At 63.4% G+C, this 13,679-nt stretch carries 13 protein-coding genes and 1 pseudogene; 5 read left to right on the forward strand and 9 right to left on the reverse strand.

Translation table 11 applies throughout. The features are described 5' to 3' along the window. Positions 1–185: 185 nt before the first annotated feature. Complete coding sequence (locus tag J7I92_RS13270) at positions 186–920, forward strand: hypothetical protein (protein WP_214841169.1); 735 nt, start codon at positions 186–188, stop codon at positions 918–920. Positions 921–1,123: 203 nt separating this feature from the next. Here the strand turns inward: J7I92_RS13270 and J7I92_RS24625 are convergent, their stop codons facing one another. From J7I92_RS24625 to J7I92_RS13290, 4 genes and pseudogenes are all read right to left on the reverse strand, one after another. Further along, positions 1,124–1,894 carry a DUF6994 family protein gene (locus J7I92_RS24625; protein ID WP_214841345.1) on the reverse strand — a complete coding sequence of 257 codons (771 nt, stop codon included), beginning with the start codon at positions 1,892–1,894 and terminating at the stop codon, positions 1,124–1,126. Beyond that, positions 1,871–2,301 (reverse strand): annotated as a pseudogene (locus J7I92_RS13280) (VOC family protein); the annotation flags it as partial. The pseudogene J7I92_RS13280 and the gene J7I92_RS24625, both read right to left, overlap by 24 nt. 323 nt (positions 2,302–2,624) lie before the next feature. Continuing rightward, the gene (locus tag J7I92_RS13285; protein WP_214841171.1) at positions 2,625–4,283 is read right to left on the reverse strand and encodes a thiamine pyrophosphate-binding protein; all 1,659 of its coding nucleotides are present in this window, start codon (positions 4,281–4,283) and stop codon (positions 2,625–2,627) included. A gap of 109 nt (positions 4,284–4,392) precedes the next feature. Then, on the reverse strand, positions 4,393–4,905 hold the full coding sequence (locus tag J7I92_RS13290) for an Lrp/AsnC family transcriptional regulator (RefSeq protein ID WP_214841173.1): 513 nt from the start codon (positions 4,903–4,905) through the stop codon (positions 4,393–4,395). Between the two features lie 93 nt (positions 4,906–4,998). Between J7I92_RS13290 and hisC the strand changes: the two genes are divergently transcribed. Beyond that, positions 4,999–6,096 carry a histidinol-phosphate transaminase gene (gene hisC, locus J7I92_RS13295; protein WP_214841175.1) on the forward strand — a complete coding sequence of 366 codons (1,098 nt, stop codon included), beginning with the start codon at positions 4,999–5,001 and terminating at the stop codon, positions 6,094–6,096. Between the two features lie 52 nt (positions 6,097–6,148). Beyond that, the gene (locus tag J7I92_RS13300) at positions 6,149–7,561 is read left to right on the forward strand and encodes an amino acid permease (protein ID WP_214841177.1); all 1,413 of its coding nucleotides are present in this window, start codon (positions 6,149–6,151) and stop codon (positions 7,559–7,561) included. Positions 7,562–7,714: 153 nt separating this feature from the next. Here J7I92_RS13300 and J7I92_RS13305 read toward each other — a convergent pair whose 3' ends face one another. The 4 genes from J7I92_RS13305 to J7I92_RS13320 form a co-directional block, all read right to left on the reverse strand. After that, a complete protein-coding gene (locus J7I92_RS13305; protein ID WP_214841179.1) occupies positions 7,715–8,224 on the reverse strand; it encodes a hypothetical protein in 510 nt (169 codons plus the stop codon). Positions 8,225–8,240: 16 nt separating this feature from the next. After that, positions 8,241–8,579 (reverse strand): hypothetical protein, encoded by a 339-nt coding sequence (locus J7I92_RS13310; RefSeq protein WP_214841181.1) that lies wholly within the window; start codon positions 8,577–8,579, stop codon positions 8,241–8,243. A 361-nt stretch (positions 8,580–8,940) separates the two neighbouring features. Beyond that, positions 8,941–10,041 (reverse strand): endonuclease NucS, encoded by a 1,101-nt coding sequence (locus tag J7I92_RS13315; protein WP_214841182.1) that lies wholly within the window; start codon positions 10,039–10,041, stop codon positions 8,941–8,943. Positions 10,042–10,192: 151 nt separating this feature from the next. Beyond that, positions 10,193–10,420: a hypothetical protein gene (locus tag J7I92_RS13320; RefSeq protein ID WP_214841184.1), complete on the reverse strand. Its 228-nt coding sequence runs from the start codon at positions 10,418–10,420 to the stop codon at positions 10,193–10,195. Between the two features lie 61 nt (positions 10,421–10,481). On the opposite strand from J7I92_RS13320, the gene J7I92_RS13325 reads away from it, so the two are divergent. Further along, on the forward strand, positions 10,482–11,834 hold the full coding sequence (locus J7I92_RS13325) for a hypothetical protein (RefSeq protein ID WP_214841186.1): 1,353 nt from the start codon (positions 10,482–10,484) through the stop codon (positions 11,832–11,834). A gap of 10 nt (positions 11,835–11,844) precedes the next feature. On the opposite strand, the gene J7I92_RS13330 is transcribed toward J7I92_RS13325, so the two are convergent. Then, positions 11,845–12,618 carry a FadR/GntR family transcriptional regulator gene (locus tag J7I92_RS13330; RefSeq protein ID WP_214841188.1) on the reverse strand — a complete coding sequence of 258 codons (774 nt, stop codon included), beginning with the start codon at positions 12,616–12,618 and terminating at the stop codon, positions 11,845–11,847. A gap of 95 nt (positions 12,619–12,713) precedes the next feature. On the opposite strand from J7I92_RS13330, the gene J7I92_RS13335 reads away from it, so the two are divergent. Further along, positions 12,714–13,592, forward strand: coding sequence for a carbon-nitrogen hydrolase family protein (locus tag J7I92_RS13335; protein WP_214841191.1), 879 nt, complete (start codon positions 12,714–12,716; stop codon positions 13,590–13,592). Positions 13,593–13,679: the final 87 nt, after the last annotated feature.

Below are 13,679 nucleotides of genomic sequence, written 5' to 3' on the forward strand. Positions count from 1 at the left end.
TCCTCGCCGCGCGGGGTCCGGCGCTTGGAGTGAATCCTGGTGCCCATATTCTGGCACCGCCGCAAGCGGGAGGCCATAGACTCGGACGCATGTCAGCTCGTGGGGGGATGCCGGCTCGGCGTCGAGGAACTGCGTTCGTTGGGGCCGTTCTGGCCACTGCCCTTGCCGGGTGTGAGTACACCGGCATGGAGGATCAACCGGCCCCGGCATCCTCACCGGCAGCAACACCGCAACGGTCCTTCGAGGACAACGTCAATGAAGTGGCGCGCCTTCTTGAGGCGTCCCCTACGGACCCCGGCATGCCGTCCGAGGCGGAGCCGGCCGGCAAACTGTTCCTTGTTCTGGCGCCCGGAGACTATGTGGTCACGGGCGCCTGTGCCGGGGTCCAAGGGGCAAAACTCACCATCGTGCGGGATGACGGTGTGCCGGAGGCGTCGGACTTCGATTGCGACTCCCCGTTGGACCGGTTTCTGAGGCACGACGGCGGGCCCATCACCATCAGCGCCATTCCGCCCACCGGCAGACCGTCCGCCACGGGGGTCAAGGTGGAGGCCAACACGGACCGCAGGGCCTCGGAGTTGGAGGACTTGTCAGATTGGTCAGCGAAGCAGCTGCAGCCGCAAGTTCCCGGCGAGCTTCGCGGGGCCAGCAGCGGGAACACCACCACCACGGCAACACTGCTGGCAGAACCGGGCCGGTACGAACTGCAGATTGTTTGTGCAGGAACACCGTGGGCTGAGTTGTCCGTATCGACGTCGGCGGGTGCTGAAGTCCTCGCCCCCGTCCGGGTCCCGTGCGACGGCCAGCCGGTCAAGACGCCCCTGCTGCTGCCGACTCAGGGAGCGGACCTCACAATGAGCCCAAGCGATGGGCTGGAAGGCAGCTTCGCCTACCGGCTCGTTCCCGCCGGCCAGCCCTGATCTCCGTTGCGCCTAGGGAACGTGCCGAGTGCCGCCGTCGGCCCCTTCCACTCTCAATCGCCACCATGCCGGCTTCTGCCATCGTGGCCGGGCGGGCAGTTGGGGGATTGGCACCTTCGCAACGGGCCGCCGTCGTAAATCAACGACGGCGGCCAACGGGGTGTAGCCAGGGTTTTCTGCTCGCGTCGCAGCAATAGGTCGGGCTAAGCGCCAAAGGCAGCGATCCGCGCGTTCCGTGCAGCGATGAACTCGAGGCTGGCTTGCCTATAAAGGACATACTCAGGGAGTGAAGTCGGTATGGCCGGAGTCGTGACGTCGGTGAATGGCGGGACATCGGTGAACGGCGGGAAGAACCGGATTGCGCTGTAGTCATTTGTGACCAGGTCCTGGAGCAGGAAGAAGTTGACGTAGCCCCGGAAGTCGACAAAAAGGTTGAAGAAGTCCGCATACAGCGTCAGTGTGTCGCTGAGTGGACTGTCTTGGCGGAGATAGTGCCGCCGTATGCACTCGAGAGTCAGATCGAACCGGTCGGCGATGAGGGGGTGAGTTCCCCTGCGTTGGTTAATCGTCTGCTTGCCGTTGATCCTGTTGCCGGGGAAGACCATCATTCCACCGATCGTGTAGCCCTGACGGCTGAAGGCTTCCTGATCTTCCTCCGGAATTTGCGCCATGATCGAGGCGGCGCCCACGTGCCGGCGGAATGTCCGGATGATTGCGTCACTCGAAAGGAAAAATTCGCCCAGCTCGGATTTGTGATGCAGGTATCTGCGCGGGTTGCTTGCGGCCAGGTCGAACCGCGCACCATTTTGCAGAGGCAAAGGCTTGCTCCAAAGCCGTTGGTGGTAACTGCGGAGGGTGGGGCTGGCGGCATCCGGGTCTTTGCCTGGTGGCGTGTCGGAGCGTAAGTCGAACGTGACGTCGATATCGTTTGGGCCGATTCGGGCGTCAGTCTTCTTCAGTTCCTCGGCGAGCATCACAAGGATTCCGCTGGGGCCGCGGAGGTACGTGAGTTTGTAAACGTCGCCGTACGTCGCCACGCCCCGCAGCGGATGGCATCCGTGTTTTGCAGCTACCTCAAGGGCCTTATCGATGTCGTCGACCGAGAAGGCCACGCGGTGCATGCCGATGTCGTTGGGACGAGTTGGAGTCGACTGGATCGCTTCGGGGTGGATGTATTCGAAGAGCTCGAGTCGACCATGACCGTCTGAGGTCTGGAGCATCGCAATCTTGGCGTGGTTTCCATCAAGCCCGACAGCAGTCTCGGTCCACTCGCCGCTGACCGTGTCACGGCCTATGAGTGTAAGGCCGAGGTCGGTGAAAAGGCGATTGCTGCTTCGATATCGCGAACAGCTATACCAACATTCTCAAATTTGATGATCATAAGTTGAAAGCTACCAAGGCAGCGAGACTAGCTCCAGAGCGGTTCCACATTTTGTCCGTGACCGTCGGCTTCGCGGCTCCTTTTTTGGTCACTGCGTTTTTGAAAAAACAAAAAACGAAATGAATAAGTTTGGCACCGCAATACCCACCGCTTCAGCACCATTGGCTCAGCCATTGTTCAGCATGAGTGCAACCGCAAGGTAGCCCCGGTCTCTGGTGGTACTCCTGTTTCGGCGTGATTATTGATGCTCAAACGCAATACGGGACGAAGGGGGCAGCGGTGCTGAAGCGTCTCAGCGGCCTGACCCGGTGCGGCCGACCTGGCTACCCCGCCATCGCCGCCTTCTCGGCCTGCGAGGCCTGCATCCACTCGCTCAGCCACGGGGCCCGGACGGTGGACGTGATCCTGCAGTCGGCCACGAAGGTTCCCTTGGCGCCGGCGTCGATCCAGTCCTGCAGCGCGGCAAGGTCGTCCAGCGAGCGGATGATCGCCGACTCAGCACCCAAAGCGCGGGCAATCCCGCTGAAGTCCACTTCGGGGATCAGCATGGGCTTTTCGGTCAGGCCCTGGGAACCGTACTGGTGGATCTCGGCCCCGTAGGCGGCGTCGTTGTAGATCACCACGATGGCGCTGCGTGCCGCGGCAATCAGCGATTCGAGGTCGGACAGGCCCATCAGGAAACCGCCGTCGCCCGAGGCCAGCACCAGGGTGCGGCCGTCTTCCACTGCGCGGGCTGCCCCGACGGCGCTCGCAAGTCCCAGCCCGATGGACTGGAAGGCGGTTCCCACCATCACCAGGTCCTGCGGCCGCGGGATGTTCCAGTACATGGGCGCCCACCCGATGAAGTGCCCGCCGTCCTGGACCACGGTGCGGCGCTCCGGCAGCACCGCATCCAGTGCCGTGGCCAGGGCGCGCGGATCAAGCCGGCCGTCCACGGTTTCCATGGAGCCTGCATGGTGGCCCGGTCCTTCGGCCAGGCGCTTGCGGGCTTCCGCGCGCCACGCGTCCGCCGCAGCCACACCGTCCAACATCGAAAGGAGGCGTCCCGCGGCGGATTTGGCGTCAGCGCTGACGAACAGGTCCACCCGGGGGTGCGTGGGCTGCAGCGCGGTGTCGATCTGGATGACGGTGCTGTCCGGGCCGAGCAGGTGCCCGAACCGCATGGTGAACGGGCTCATGCTGGCCCCGGCCACCAGGACCACGTCGGCCTCGCCCATGAGCCCGGCCGCGGCGTCCGTGCCGAAGCCGCCGGCCACGCCCAGGTACCCCTCGCCTTGGAGGAGGTTGAGCGCCAGGGCGGTTCCGGCGGTCAGCGCGCCCAGGCGGTCGGCGAGCTCCCCGAGCTCCGGCGCGGCTCCGGCGAGGTGCGCACCGCGGCCGGCCAGGATCAGCGGCCGCCTGGCCCCGGCGAGCAGGCGGGCTACCTGCCCAAGGCCGCCGTCGACGTCGTCCGTCAGCTTTGGTGCGGGCGGCGCCGGAAGGTCCTCGTCCTCAGCCTCCAGTGCCGCGAGGTCGTAGGGAATGGCAAGCACGACGGCGGTGCGCTGGGTGAGTGCGTACTCCAGCGCCTGCCGGGTGACGGAGCCCGCGGCGTCGCGGGTGACGGTGAAGGTTGCCGCGCCAAGGCCCGCGGCGATGGCAGTCTGGTCCACGTCCCAGGGCCGGGCGCCGCTGCTCGGGGCGTCCCCGGTGACCAGCACGACGGGGATCTGCGCCCGGACCGCCTCGGCGAGGGCGGTGAGTGCGTTGGTGTAGCCGGGGCCGTAGGTGGTGGTGCCTGCGGCGAGGCGTCCGGATGCCCGGTAGTAGGCGTCGGCCGCGGCGATGGCGGCGCCTTCATGCCGGACGGGGGAGAAGCGGAGGCCCTGATTTTCCGCGGCGTCCAGGAAGTAGGCGTTCCCGTTGCCCATGACGCCGAAGACATCGCTGACGTAGCTGCTGAGAACCTGTGCCACACGGCCGGAGACGGTAAGTGAAGTCATGCAGGAATCGTGCGCGCCAGGAATCGGATAGGCAAGAGAGCCGGCACCGGCTGGGACTTTTGGCAGCAGAAGATGAGCGAACTGACAAAATGACCACTTGTGGCGTGCGTCACCGCGCTTTGTCCGGAGCGCGGGATTCCTGCTCTGACAGCCGGCTCAGGAGGCCGTCGTAGCGGGGCGGCATGAGCTCCAGCACGGAGATGGCCGTGCTGGTCCGTTGGATCCCCTTGATCTCCAGGATCTGGTTGGTAATGCGGTAGAGGTCGGCGGTGCCGCGGGCCACCACTTTGGCCATGAGGTCCGCGTCGCCGGTGGTGGCGTGCACCTCGATGACCTCCGGGATGGCCGCCAGTCCGTCTTCCACCGCTCCGGTCCGCGTCTGGCTGATGGACAGTGAGAGGAAGGCCATGAGTTCGTAGCCCAGTGCGGCAGGGTCGAGCCTCCGGCTGAAGGAGCGGAGGGCGCCGCTGCGCTCCAGCCGTGCCAGCCGGGCGTGGACGGTGTTCCGTGCGACGCCGAGTGTCCGGGAGAGTGCCAGGGCGCTGGCTTCGGGATCCTTGTCGAGCGCCAGGATGATCCGGCCGTCGAGCGAATCGAGCGTGCGAGTGTTCGCGATGGTCATATTTTCACCAGAGGTACTAGAAGTTGAGCAGAAGTCCCAATGGCTTGAGCGTATCTTGCAATGTGGGCCGGGTCACAATCATGATCGGTCTTCATGACCCCTGATCAACTCCTGGCCGCACCCGAAACCGTACTGCCCACCCTTCGTGGCGCGGTGGCCGGCCTCCCGTCCTACGTCCCGGGCCGGCCCAGTGCCGGCGCGGACATCGCAGCCCTCGCCAGCAACGAAAGCCACTACGACCCACTGCCCGCGGCCACGGCTGCGGTGGCCGAAGCGGCCGGCCGGATGAATCGCTACCCGGACATGGCCGCCGTCGAACTCCGTGAACGGCTTGCCCGGCACCTGGGCGTCACCGCCGGGGAGGTGGCGGTGGGACCCGGCAGCGTGGGCGTCCTGCAGCAGATCATCACCGGGCTGTGCGACGCCGGGGATGAAGTGGTCTTCGCCTGGCGCTCCTTCGAGGCCTACCCCATCCTGGTGGAGCTGGCGGGCGCCCGGCCGGTCCGCATCCCGCTGGACGATGCCGAGGGCCACGACCTTGATGCCATGGCCGCGGCCGTCACCGCGCGCACCAAGGTGATCCTGCTCTGCACCCCCAACAATCCCACCGGCGTGCCGATCAGCCATGCACGCCTCGAGGCCTTCCTGCAGACCGTCCGCTCGGACATCCTGGTGGTGATCGACGAGGCCTACGTGGAGTACGCCGACGCGGGCAGCGGCCCGGACTCGCTGGCGCTCTACCGCCGGTACCCGAACGTCTGCATCCTGCGCACGTTCTCCAAGGCCTACGGGCTCGCTGGCCTGCGGGTGGGATACGCGGTGGCGGCGCCGGCCATTGCAGAGGGGCTGCGCCGGACCGCCCTGCCCTTCGCCGTGAGCGCGCTGGCCCAAAAGGCGGCCGTCGCGTCACTGGACGCGGGGGAGGAGATGGAAGCGCGCGTTGCCGCCGTGAAGCAGGAACGGGCGCGGATGGCCGCGCAGCTGGCAGCCCAGGGCTGGAAGCTGCAGCCGAGCCAGGCCAACTTCCTGTGGATCCGCGCCGATAGTCGCCTTTTGGCGGTGCTGGTGGACGCGTTCGACAGCGCCGGCATCCTGGTCCGGGCCTACCAGGGGGACGGCGTGCGGATCACCGTTGCCGACCCCGCCTCCAACGACCGCGTGCTCCGGCTCCTCGAAGCCCACACGGCCTGACAACCGAATGACCTTCTCCCAATCCGTTCCACCTACAACCAGAGGAATCCCCATGGAACAACAGACAAAGACGTCTGCCCGCGCGCTCGGCGCGGCCCTCAAACCCCGTCAGCTAACCATGATGGGCCTGGGAAGCGCCATCGGCGCGGGCCTTTTCATCGGCTCCGGGGCGGGCATCCAGGCTGCCGGCCCGGCGGTGCTGATCTCCTACCTCGTGGCCGGCACGCTCATCATCCTGGTGATGTGGGCCCTCGGCGAGATGGCTGCCACCAATCCGGACAGCGGCGCCTTCTCCGTCTACACTGCCAAGGCCTACGGTCCGGTGGCCGGCGCCACGGTGGGCTGGCTGTGGTGGCTGCAGCTGGTGGTGGTCATCGCGGCCGAGGCTCTCGGCGCGGCAGGCCTGCTGGCCACGATCTTCCCCGCCCTGCCGGTGTGGCTGATGGCCTTCGTGTTCATCGTGGTGCTCACCGCGGTCAACCTGACCAGCGTGAAGAACTTCGGCGAGTTCGAGTTCTGGTTCGCCCTGCTCAAGGTGGCGGCGATCGTCGGGTTCCTCCTGGTGGGCGCCGCGCTTCTATTCGGCTGGCTGCCGGGCGTCCGGTCGCCGGGCCTGACGAACTTCATGGGCGACGGATTCGCGCCCAGCGGCTTCGCCGGGATTGCCACGGCGCTGTTCGTGGTGGCGTTCGCGTTCGGTGGCACCGAAATCGTGTCCGTGGCGGCAGCCGAGACCGCCGAGCCGGCGCGCAGTGTGAAGAAGGCAGTCCGAACGGTGCTGTGGCGCATCCTGGTGTTCTACATCGGCGCGATCTTCGTTATTGCGGCGGTGGTTCCCGTGGGTTCTGCAGGCCTGAAGAGCCCATTCGCCGCGGTGTTGGAGGCCGCCGGCATGCCCGGCGCAGCCACCGCCATTACCCTGGTAGCCGTGGCAGCGCTGCTTTCCGCACTCAACGCCAACCTCTACGGTGCCTCGCGTATGGCGTTCTCCCTGGCTGAGCGGGGCGAGGCGCCTCGTTTGCTTGGTTCGGTGTCCAAGGCACGGGTTCCGGTGGTCGCGGTACTGGCCAGCGTTGCCTTCGGCGTTGTCACGGTTGTGCTGGAGCTGGCCTTCCCCGAGAAGGTCCTTCCAGTCCTGCTCAACATTGTGGGTTCGACGTGCCTGCTGGTGTGGACGTCCGCGCTCCTGGCCCAGCTCGCGCTGCGGCTCCGCGCCGACCGCGAGGGAACGGAGCTTCCGCTGCGGATGCCGGGCTTTCCGTGGCTGACGGGGATCGGTCTCCTCATCCTCGCGGCGATCTTCACGGTGGGCTTCATCGGCGAGGACTCCCGTCCCCAGCTCCTGAGCACCTTCGGACTCGTTGCGCTTCTGGCGGTGGGCAACTGGCTACACCACCGTTCCGGGAAGGTTTCGCCGGTTGTCGAGTCTTCGGAGAGCTCCAAGGAGCCGGTGCTCATCGACTGAAACGCGCGCTGGGAACCACTTCGAGGGTTCAAGCGCAAGGAGGGCGCGTCCGGTTTTGGCCGGGCGCGCCCTTGGCGTGGTATGCCGGGCAACAGAATTCAGACATAATCCGATACGCCGGAACGCGGGGGATGAATTAGGAGTCTTTAGCCATTACTGAAACTCCGATTTATAACTGTAGTCGGGGAGGTAATAGCAGTCAGACATGGAGTGTATTTCCACAGTGTTCGATGACCTCACGTCAAAGGACAGGAAGATATACCCGCCGTCGGCATGCGCCAGTTCGAGCCGATCAACACCGTTGGTGAAGTGGTTATCACCAGGCTTCCACCCCTCGGCTGTCATGTGCTTGAGGATGTTATCCAGAAGTTGGGTCTGGTCCACCTCGCCGCTGAGCTTAATCCACCTCATATCATCGGACTTCCATTCCCCGTCGTGGCTGTTGTCCTTGGGACGCGAGCAGCTGGATAGCTCATCAGGGCTATCCGAGGTCTGGACGGATGCTTCTGGAAACATTGCCTGGATTTCATCCACGGCGGAGCTGATCATCGGCTTGACCTCCCTCAACCTATCGCTCTGGTCGGTACGTTGTCCTGGCATGCAGGAGATCAAAGCTGGTGCCAAGACCAATGCGCAGAGTGCTGCAATCAGGCCGCTTTTCATGTGTCCCTTTCGGTGGCTATACGGGCTTGATTGCTTCGATCGTATGGATGGCTCCGTTGCGATCCTTGCATTCCATCGGGGCTTTATTCTTGAGATCGCTCTTGCTCGGCATCGGGCATTTGAGGCGGTTCCCGTCATCATCGGTAAAGATGATGTTTTTATTGATGAGCGATCCGGTCGTCTCAGTGATCTCCACGCCGTAGGTCAACTCAACTTCCTCGTCTGCCTGTTCCACGAATGGAAGCAACAGAACGGTGAGCAGGGCGAGCACAACCGGAACTGACAGACCAATCATCCACTGCTGAAGGGTAGAAAAGTGGCTTTTCGCCGGCGGTGTTATAGGGCTGTCTGACATGTCTAGAACCTTATCGGCCCAAAACGTAGATCGTCGCCCGACTGACGTTTAGGGCCATGCCCTACCTTCGGTGGTATCTTCACCACTTTGCGGATAGGGAGCCTGCTACCTGAATGAATAACCTGGTGCGTATCGACACACCTATCGAGTCAGCCCCATAAACATCGTCCGGTGCAGGATGTCCACGTGCTTGCGCGAGACTCTCCACGGCCTCCTTGTCCTCGCCCAGAATTCCTCCAACTGGTTGCTCTGCAGGGCGCACAGTGGGGAGATCACGACGGCGGGACCGCGCCTTGCGCTGTCCCGCGGATGCCTTCTCTGGAGAGTCTATCCACGCCATTTTGCTGCTCTGTTGTGGACGTCAGACTTTGGAATCCAAACCGAACGCCTTGCTAACTTCCGTGAGAGTTAGCTCGTGGCGCAGCTTGCAGGCACTGTTTTGGTTTGCGAAGAGACCTTTAAGCCAAAAAGCGTTCGAAAGACTGACAGTGTGCGCCCAGGAAACAGGCACGATGTACTCGTGGGTGTCAGTACCATCGTCCACTGCAGTCGTATGGAGTCCGTAGTCGCCCTGAAGGTCGAGTTGGCTGAAGTACATGTCGTTCCCGTTCTCCATGAGTTTTGCATTCATGGCTGGTACAGCAGGACCGGTCACTGTCCCGACGCCGACGTAGCCGTGGCCAGGGACGTACACGAAAATGCGGGCCCCAACAGGGAGTTTTCGCAGCGACCGTGAGTACCACTCGCCGCCGCCAGCGGATACGAAGCCGTACTTCTGAGCGTCGTTCCAAACGCGTGTGGAGTCTTCCATCCCGAATGCTACGTACCAGTCAGAGCCATTCCAGGCGGCCTTGCTGGACCGTAGTTGTGTTTTCCCCGAGGGAGCGGCCTGTCGGGTTGACGGGATAAGCCACGTTCGCGCCAGATAGTCATTGCCCTGGTCGGAGAAGTAGCGAAATAGCATGACATTGATTGGCACGGCATAAGTCGAACTGAGGTACTCGACAATACGCTCAGTACTGTCGTCCAGGTCGCTTGCGACAACGGTGATGGAGTGCGCCTCGTTGAGGTCATCTGGTGTCGGGGTTCCGCCGAAGCGTTCGGCGAAAGCGATATCGAAATCAGTGCCAGGGTTGTGCCTATTGAAGATGTCTCTTATGTCTTCGTTTGAGAGGCCTTGAACCCATGAGGCATAGTCCAGAGCCTGCGCGACGATTTCGCGCGGAGTCCTGTCCCGTTTGAGTTCAACGATGTGAACGGTGCCTTCCAAATCGATACCCAGGATATCGATGAGTTTTCCATGGCCGGTAAGAACCTGATGGCCGATCAGGAGTAGTTCGGTTTCGAGGATTGCGGGATCGTCGAGAATGAGTTGTTCCAGACGGGACTCCAGCGGCATCTTGGCTGGCGCCAACTGGACTGCCTTGTCTGTAACGCGCCAGAGGCCGATTTCTAGAGGCAACGTGATTCCTTTCGTTAAGACTGATGCGGGCCGCTTTCGCGACTTTGAGCGGTAGCAAAGCGCTTCGGCTGCAGGAACCGGGGCCAATTGATCGGCTGCCCATTTCGCCCGATGAGTGCAGGCGCCAATGAAAGTTGGCGCGGGATGCTCGCTACTTTTTCCGAGTCTTTTTGATGATTTCTGCTGCCTGCCGGTAGGCCCGTTTGGCCTCGGGGCTTGTTACCGCCGTGTATATTTTCTTGCCGTCGTCGGCCAGTCCCTTGATTCGTGCTTGCACGGCTGGGTCCTTTGCGATGGCGTACAGCTTGGCTGCGCCGTTTTTCGCCTTGGCGCCGCCGTTCTTCAACGCGGCGGCAGCCTTGTTGCCTATCTCGGCCATTTTGTTCTCCGTACCATTGGCAGTTCGTCATGCGAGATTAGCACTGTGTGAGAATGTGCCTATGAAACCAGAAGATGCCGGGGAAATCGCGCTGCACGTGGACGGAGAATCGGCGATTGCTGTGGGAGATCCGGCGGCGCTGGCCCTACTGTTTGACCGCCTAGACATCGACCCCGCAGAGCCTGTCCCAGTGGGGCAGGCCATGGCCGATTCAGCAGCAGCTGTCAGTGGCCTGGGCGCCGTTGGAATGACGCTCACGGGCAACTGGTTCCAAATGACGCCGGAATCGCTGGCCAAGTTTCACGAGCTCAGCGCCTTCAACTCTCCCATCAATGGCGTCTTCAGCGCAGCCTTGCGCGGAGGAGAGGGCAGGTTCGAGGCCGTGGCTAAGCTGGTCCAGGCTGGCGGCATCAACCCGGCATCGGCGGCCAACGTTCACGCTCTTGCTGCCGCTATGGCCTTGCGCATGGCCGTGAAGAACCTCGAGGACCTGGTCAAGACACTCGACGTCAAACTTGAACGGGTGCTTCAGGACAGCCGTACCCGTGAGATGGGCAATGTGCAGGGTATTACTCACGTCCTCTCAAAGAGCTACGGCGTCTTCGAAGAGACCGGGAACATTACGGCAACATCCTGGGACCAAGTGACGACTCATGCGACGCAACTGTCTCAAGCGCACGCAGTGGCTCTTGAACATATCGACTCGCTGACGCGAAGACTTTCCGTCGACAACTTCAAAAAGCAGGTCGAAGGTGCCGACTTTGCGAGTGCCGGAGAGCTCCAGCACTGGCTTGTGCTCACCGCCGTCTGCCTGGCGAATATGGCTCGCATGGATGCACTGGAAGTTGCGCATGCCAGAACCCATGACGGGGCATCGGTGGCGAGCCACGCCGCAGTCACTAAGAGGGCAAGCGAAGAACGTTTGGCGAAGACTAAGGAAAGTGTGCGGGCTCTTGCTGATGTTGCCGAAAATGCTGGAAATGTTGATGCATTCAACCGTGTCACGAGTCCCTTCGCCGCAGCCAGAATCGAGAAGTCGACAGCGAAGATCCAGAAGCTACTTGGCGCGTTCTCAGAAGCCTTCGGGATGCCATCAATCACCGAACACATGGAGCGCCGCGCATGGCATGAATCGATTCTCGACTTAGCGCAAGAAATCGGCGATGGTGTCGTCGGTGCGGCTACGGCAGTCACGACCGGAGTTGCATCAGCACCCAAAGCGATCGGTGCGGCTGTGGAAGATTCGGTCTTGGGGCTTGCAGAACAAATCCGGACTCGGCGGGAATCTGAACTTGAGGATGCGGTTCAAGAAGCTGTTGTGCCGGTAGCTGCTCTGCCGCCTGAAGAAGCAAGTGACTCAGAGGACGAAGGGTCGACTCAGGCGGGACGTGACAGGAAGCCGGAGGATCGGTGACGTGGGCCCCTCAATCCGGTGCCTCAAACGGGGAGCCGGCTCCGGTGTTCGCCAGCCCCATAAACATCGTCCGGTGCAGCACGTCCACGTGCTTGCGCGAGACCTCCACCGCTTCACTGACATCGCCGGCCCGCAGCGCCGCCACTAGCGCGACGTGGTCGCAGTTCGATTTGTGCAGCAGTTCGATGGGGTAGGGGATGAAGTAGGCGTAGAGCTCCGTCAGTGTCTCGTGGTACGCCTCGACGGCGGTGCCCAGCCCTGACGCGGTACCCACCAGCTGGTGGAACTGCTCGTCCGCCTGGTGGTAGTCGGACCAGTCCGCGGACTCTGCCATCTCGCGGGTCAGCCGGTCGAGCTCATCAAGCTGTTCAGCCGTGGCGTTGAGCGTCGCGTAGTGCGTCACGGCGCATTCAAACAGCAGCCTGCGGTCCACCAGCCGGTTCACGGCCTGGGATTCGGCCGGCGACGCCGAGAGTTCGGCCAGCACGCTCTGCGGAGGCTCATCCGCCACAAACGTTCCGCCGGCCCGGCCTCGGCGGCGGACCACCACGCCCTGCTCCGCCAGGCTCGCCAGCGCGCGGCGCGCCGTGATCGGGCTGACGGACAGACCCAGCGCCACGTCCTCCTGGTCGGGCAGGCGCTCGCCTGGTTTCAGCAGCCCCAATGAAATCGCCATGCCGATCCGCAGCCGCACGGCATCGATGGCGCTGCGGCGGTCGATGCCGGCCAGCCTGCCTGCGCCGATGGGCGAGGTGTCGGCGGTGTCCTCCAACTGACGGGTCATAACCGCTACTTTACGGCCCATCGTCCCCTCTTCCCATAATTAGATCATTCTGATCTAATATAGTGCAGATCACATCCCCAACGTGGAGATAACTCATGCAACGCACCCTTCCCGTCATCGCAGCCCAAGCCCGGCCACGCCTCATCGGTGAACCCGTCCCGGCCTTCGCGGACGAGGTCAAAGCCGCCCTCGCCGTCCAGCCGCACAGCAGGTTGGTGGTCTTCCCGGAGCTGCACCTGTTCGGCGACTCCGACCCGGACCAGCAGCGCACCGAAATGCTCCAGGCCTCCGCCGAACCGCTGGACGGACCCCGGGTCAAGGAGCTGAGGCAGATCGCTGGCGACCTGGGCATCTGGCTGGTCCCGGGCAGCGTGTGCGAGCGCGGTCCGGAAGGGCAGCTGTTCAACACCCAGCTGGTCCTGTCCCCGGAGGGAGAGCTTGCCGGCTACTACCGGAAGGTCTTCCCCTGGCGCCCGTTCGAGCCTTACGACCCCGGCGACCGGTTCACCACCGTGGACCTGGCCGGCGTCGGCAGGGTGGGCCTGAACATCTGCTACGACGCGTGGTTCCCGGAGGTGTCTCGCCAGCTCGCCTGGATGGGCGCCGAGGTGATCCTCAACGTCGTCAAAACCACGACGCCGGACCGCCGGCAGGAGCTGGTGCTCGCCAAGGCTAACGCCATCGTGAACCAAGTCTTCGTGGTCAGCGTCAACTGCGCCGGCCCCACCGGCAAAGGCCTGAGCATCATCGTCGACCCCGAGGGCAACACCCTGGCCGAGGCCCCCGATGATGCACCGATGCTGCTCACCGCGGAACTGGACCTTGCCGCCGTCGAGCACGTCCGAACGCACGGCACCGAAAACCTCAACCGCCCCTGGTCGCAGTTCCGCGACGGCGACGACGCCGTCGAACTGCCCGTCTACCAGGGCCGGATCAGCCCGGCCACCTGGGCTCCCCAGACCTTCAACGCCTAAGGAACCACCGTGACAACTTCCCCCACCCTCACCCGCACGCTTAAACTGCCCAGCCTCGTCCTGTTCGGCCTGGCATATCTGACCCCG

Origin of the sequence: Arthrobacter sp. ISL-72, from assembly GCF_018613755.1 — a bacterium.
In the GTDB taxonomy this organism is placed as follows: domain Bacteria; phylum Actinomycetota; class Actinomycetes; order Actinomycetales; family Micrococcaceae; genus Arthrobacter.

Bases quoted from the DNA above. Each gene is read 5' to 3' on its own strand.
- J7I92_RS13270 (WP_214841169.1), top strand. From the start codon at position 186: ATGGAGGATCAACCGGCCCCGGCATCCTCACCGGCAGCAACACCGCAA.
- J7I92_RS24625 (WP_214841345.1), bottom strand. From the start codon at position 1,894: ATGCTCGCCGAGGAACTGAAGAAGACTGACGCCCGAATCGGCCCAAAC.
- J7I92_RS13285 (WP_214841171.1), bottom strand. From the start codon at position 4,283: ATGACTTCACTTACCGTCTCCGGCCGTGTGGCACAGGTTCTCAGCAGC.
- J7I92_RS13290 (WP_214841173.1), bottom strand. From the start codon at position 4,905: ATGACCATCGCGAACACTCGCACGCTCGATTCGCTCGACGGCCGGATC.
- hisC (WP_214841175.1), top strand. From the start codon at position 4,999: ATGACCCCTGATCAACTCCTGGCCGCACCCGAAACCGTACTGCCCACC.
- J7I92_RS13300 (WP_214841177.1), top strand. From the start codon at position 6,149: ATGGAACAACAGACAAAGACGTCTGCCCGCGCGCTCGGCGCGGCCCTC.
- J7I92_RS13305 (WP_214841179.1), bottom strand. From the start codon at position 8,224: ATGAAAAGCGGCCTGATTGCAGCACTCTGCGCATTGGTCTTGGCACCA.
- J7I92_RS13310 (WP_214841181.1), bottom strand. From the start codon at position 8,579: ATGTCAGACAGCCCTATAACACCGCCGGCGAAAAGCCACTTTTCTACC.
- J7I92_RS13320 (WP_214841184.1), bottom strand. From the start codon at position 10,420: ATGGCCGAGATAGGCAACAAGGCTGCCGCCGCGTTGAAGAACGGCGGC.
- J7I92_RS13325 (WP_214841186.1), top strand. From the start codon at position 10,482: ATGAAACCAGAAGATGCCGGGGAAATCGCGCTGCACGTGGACGGAGAA.
- J7I92_RS13330 (WP_214841188.1), bottom strand. From the start codon at position 12,618: ATGACCCGTCAGTTGGAGGACACCGCCGACACCTCGCCCATCGGCGCA.
- J7I92_RS13335 (WP_214841191.1), top strand. From the start codon at position 12,714: ATGCAACGCACCCTTCCCGTCATCGCAGCCCAAGCCCGGCCACGCCTC.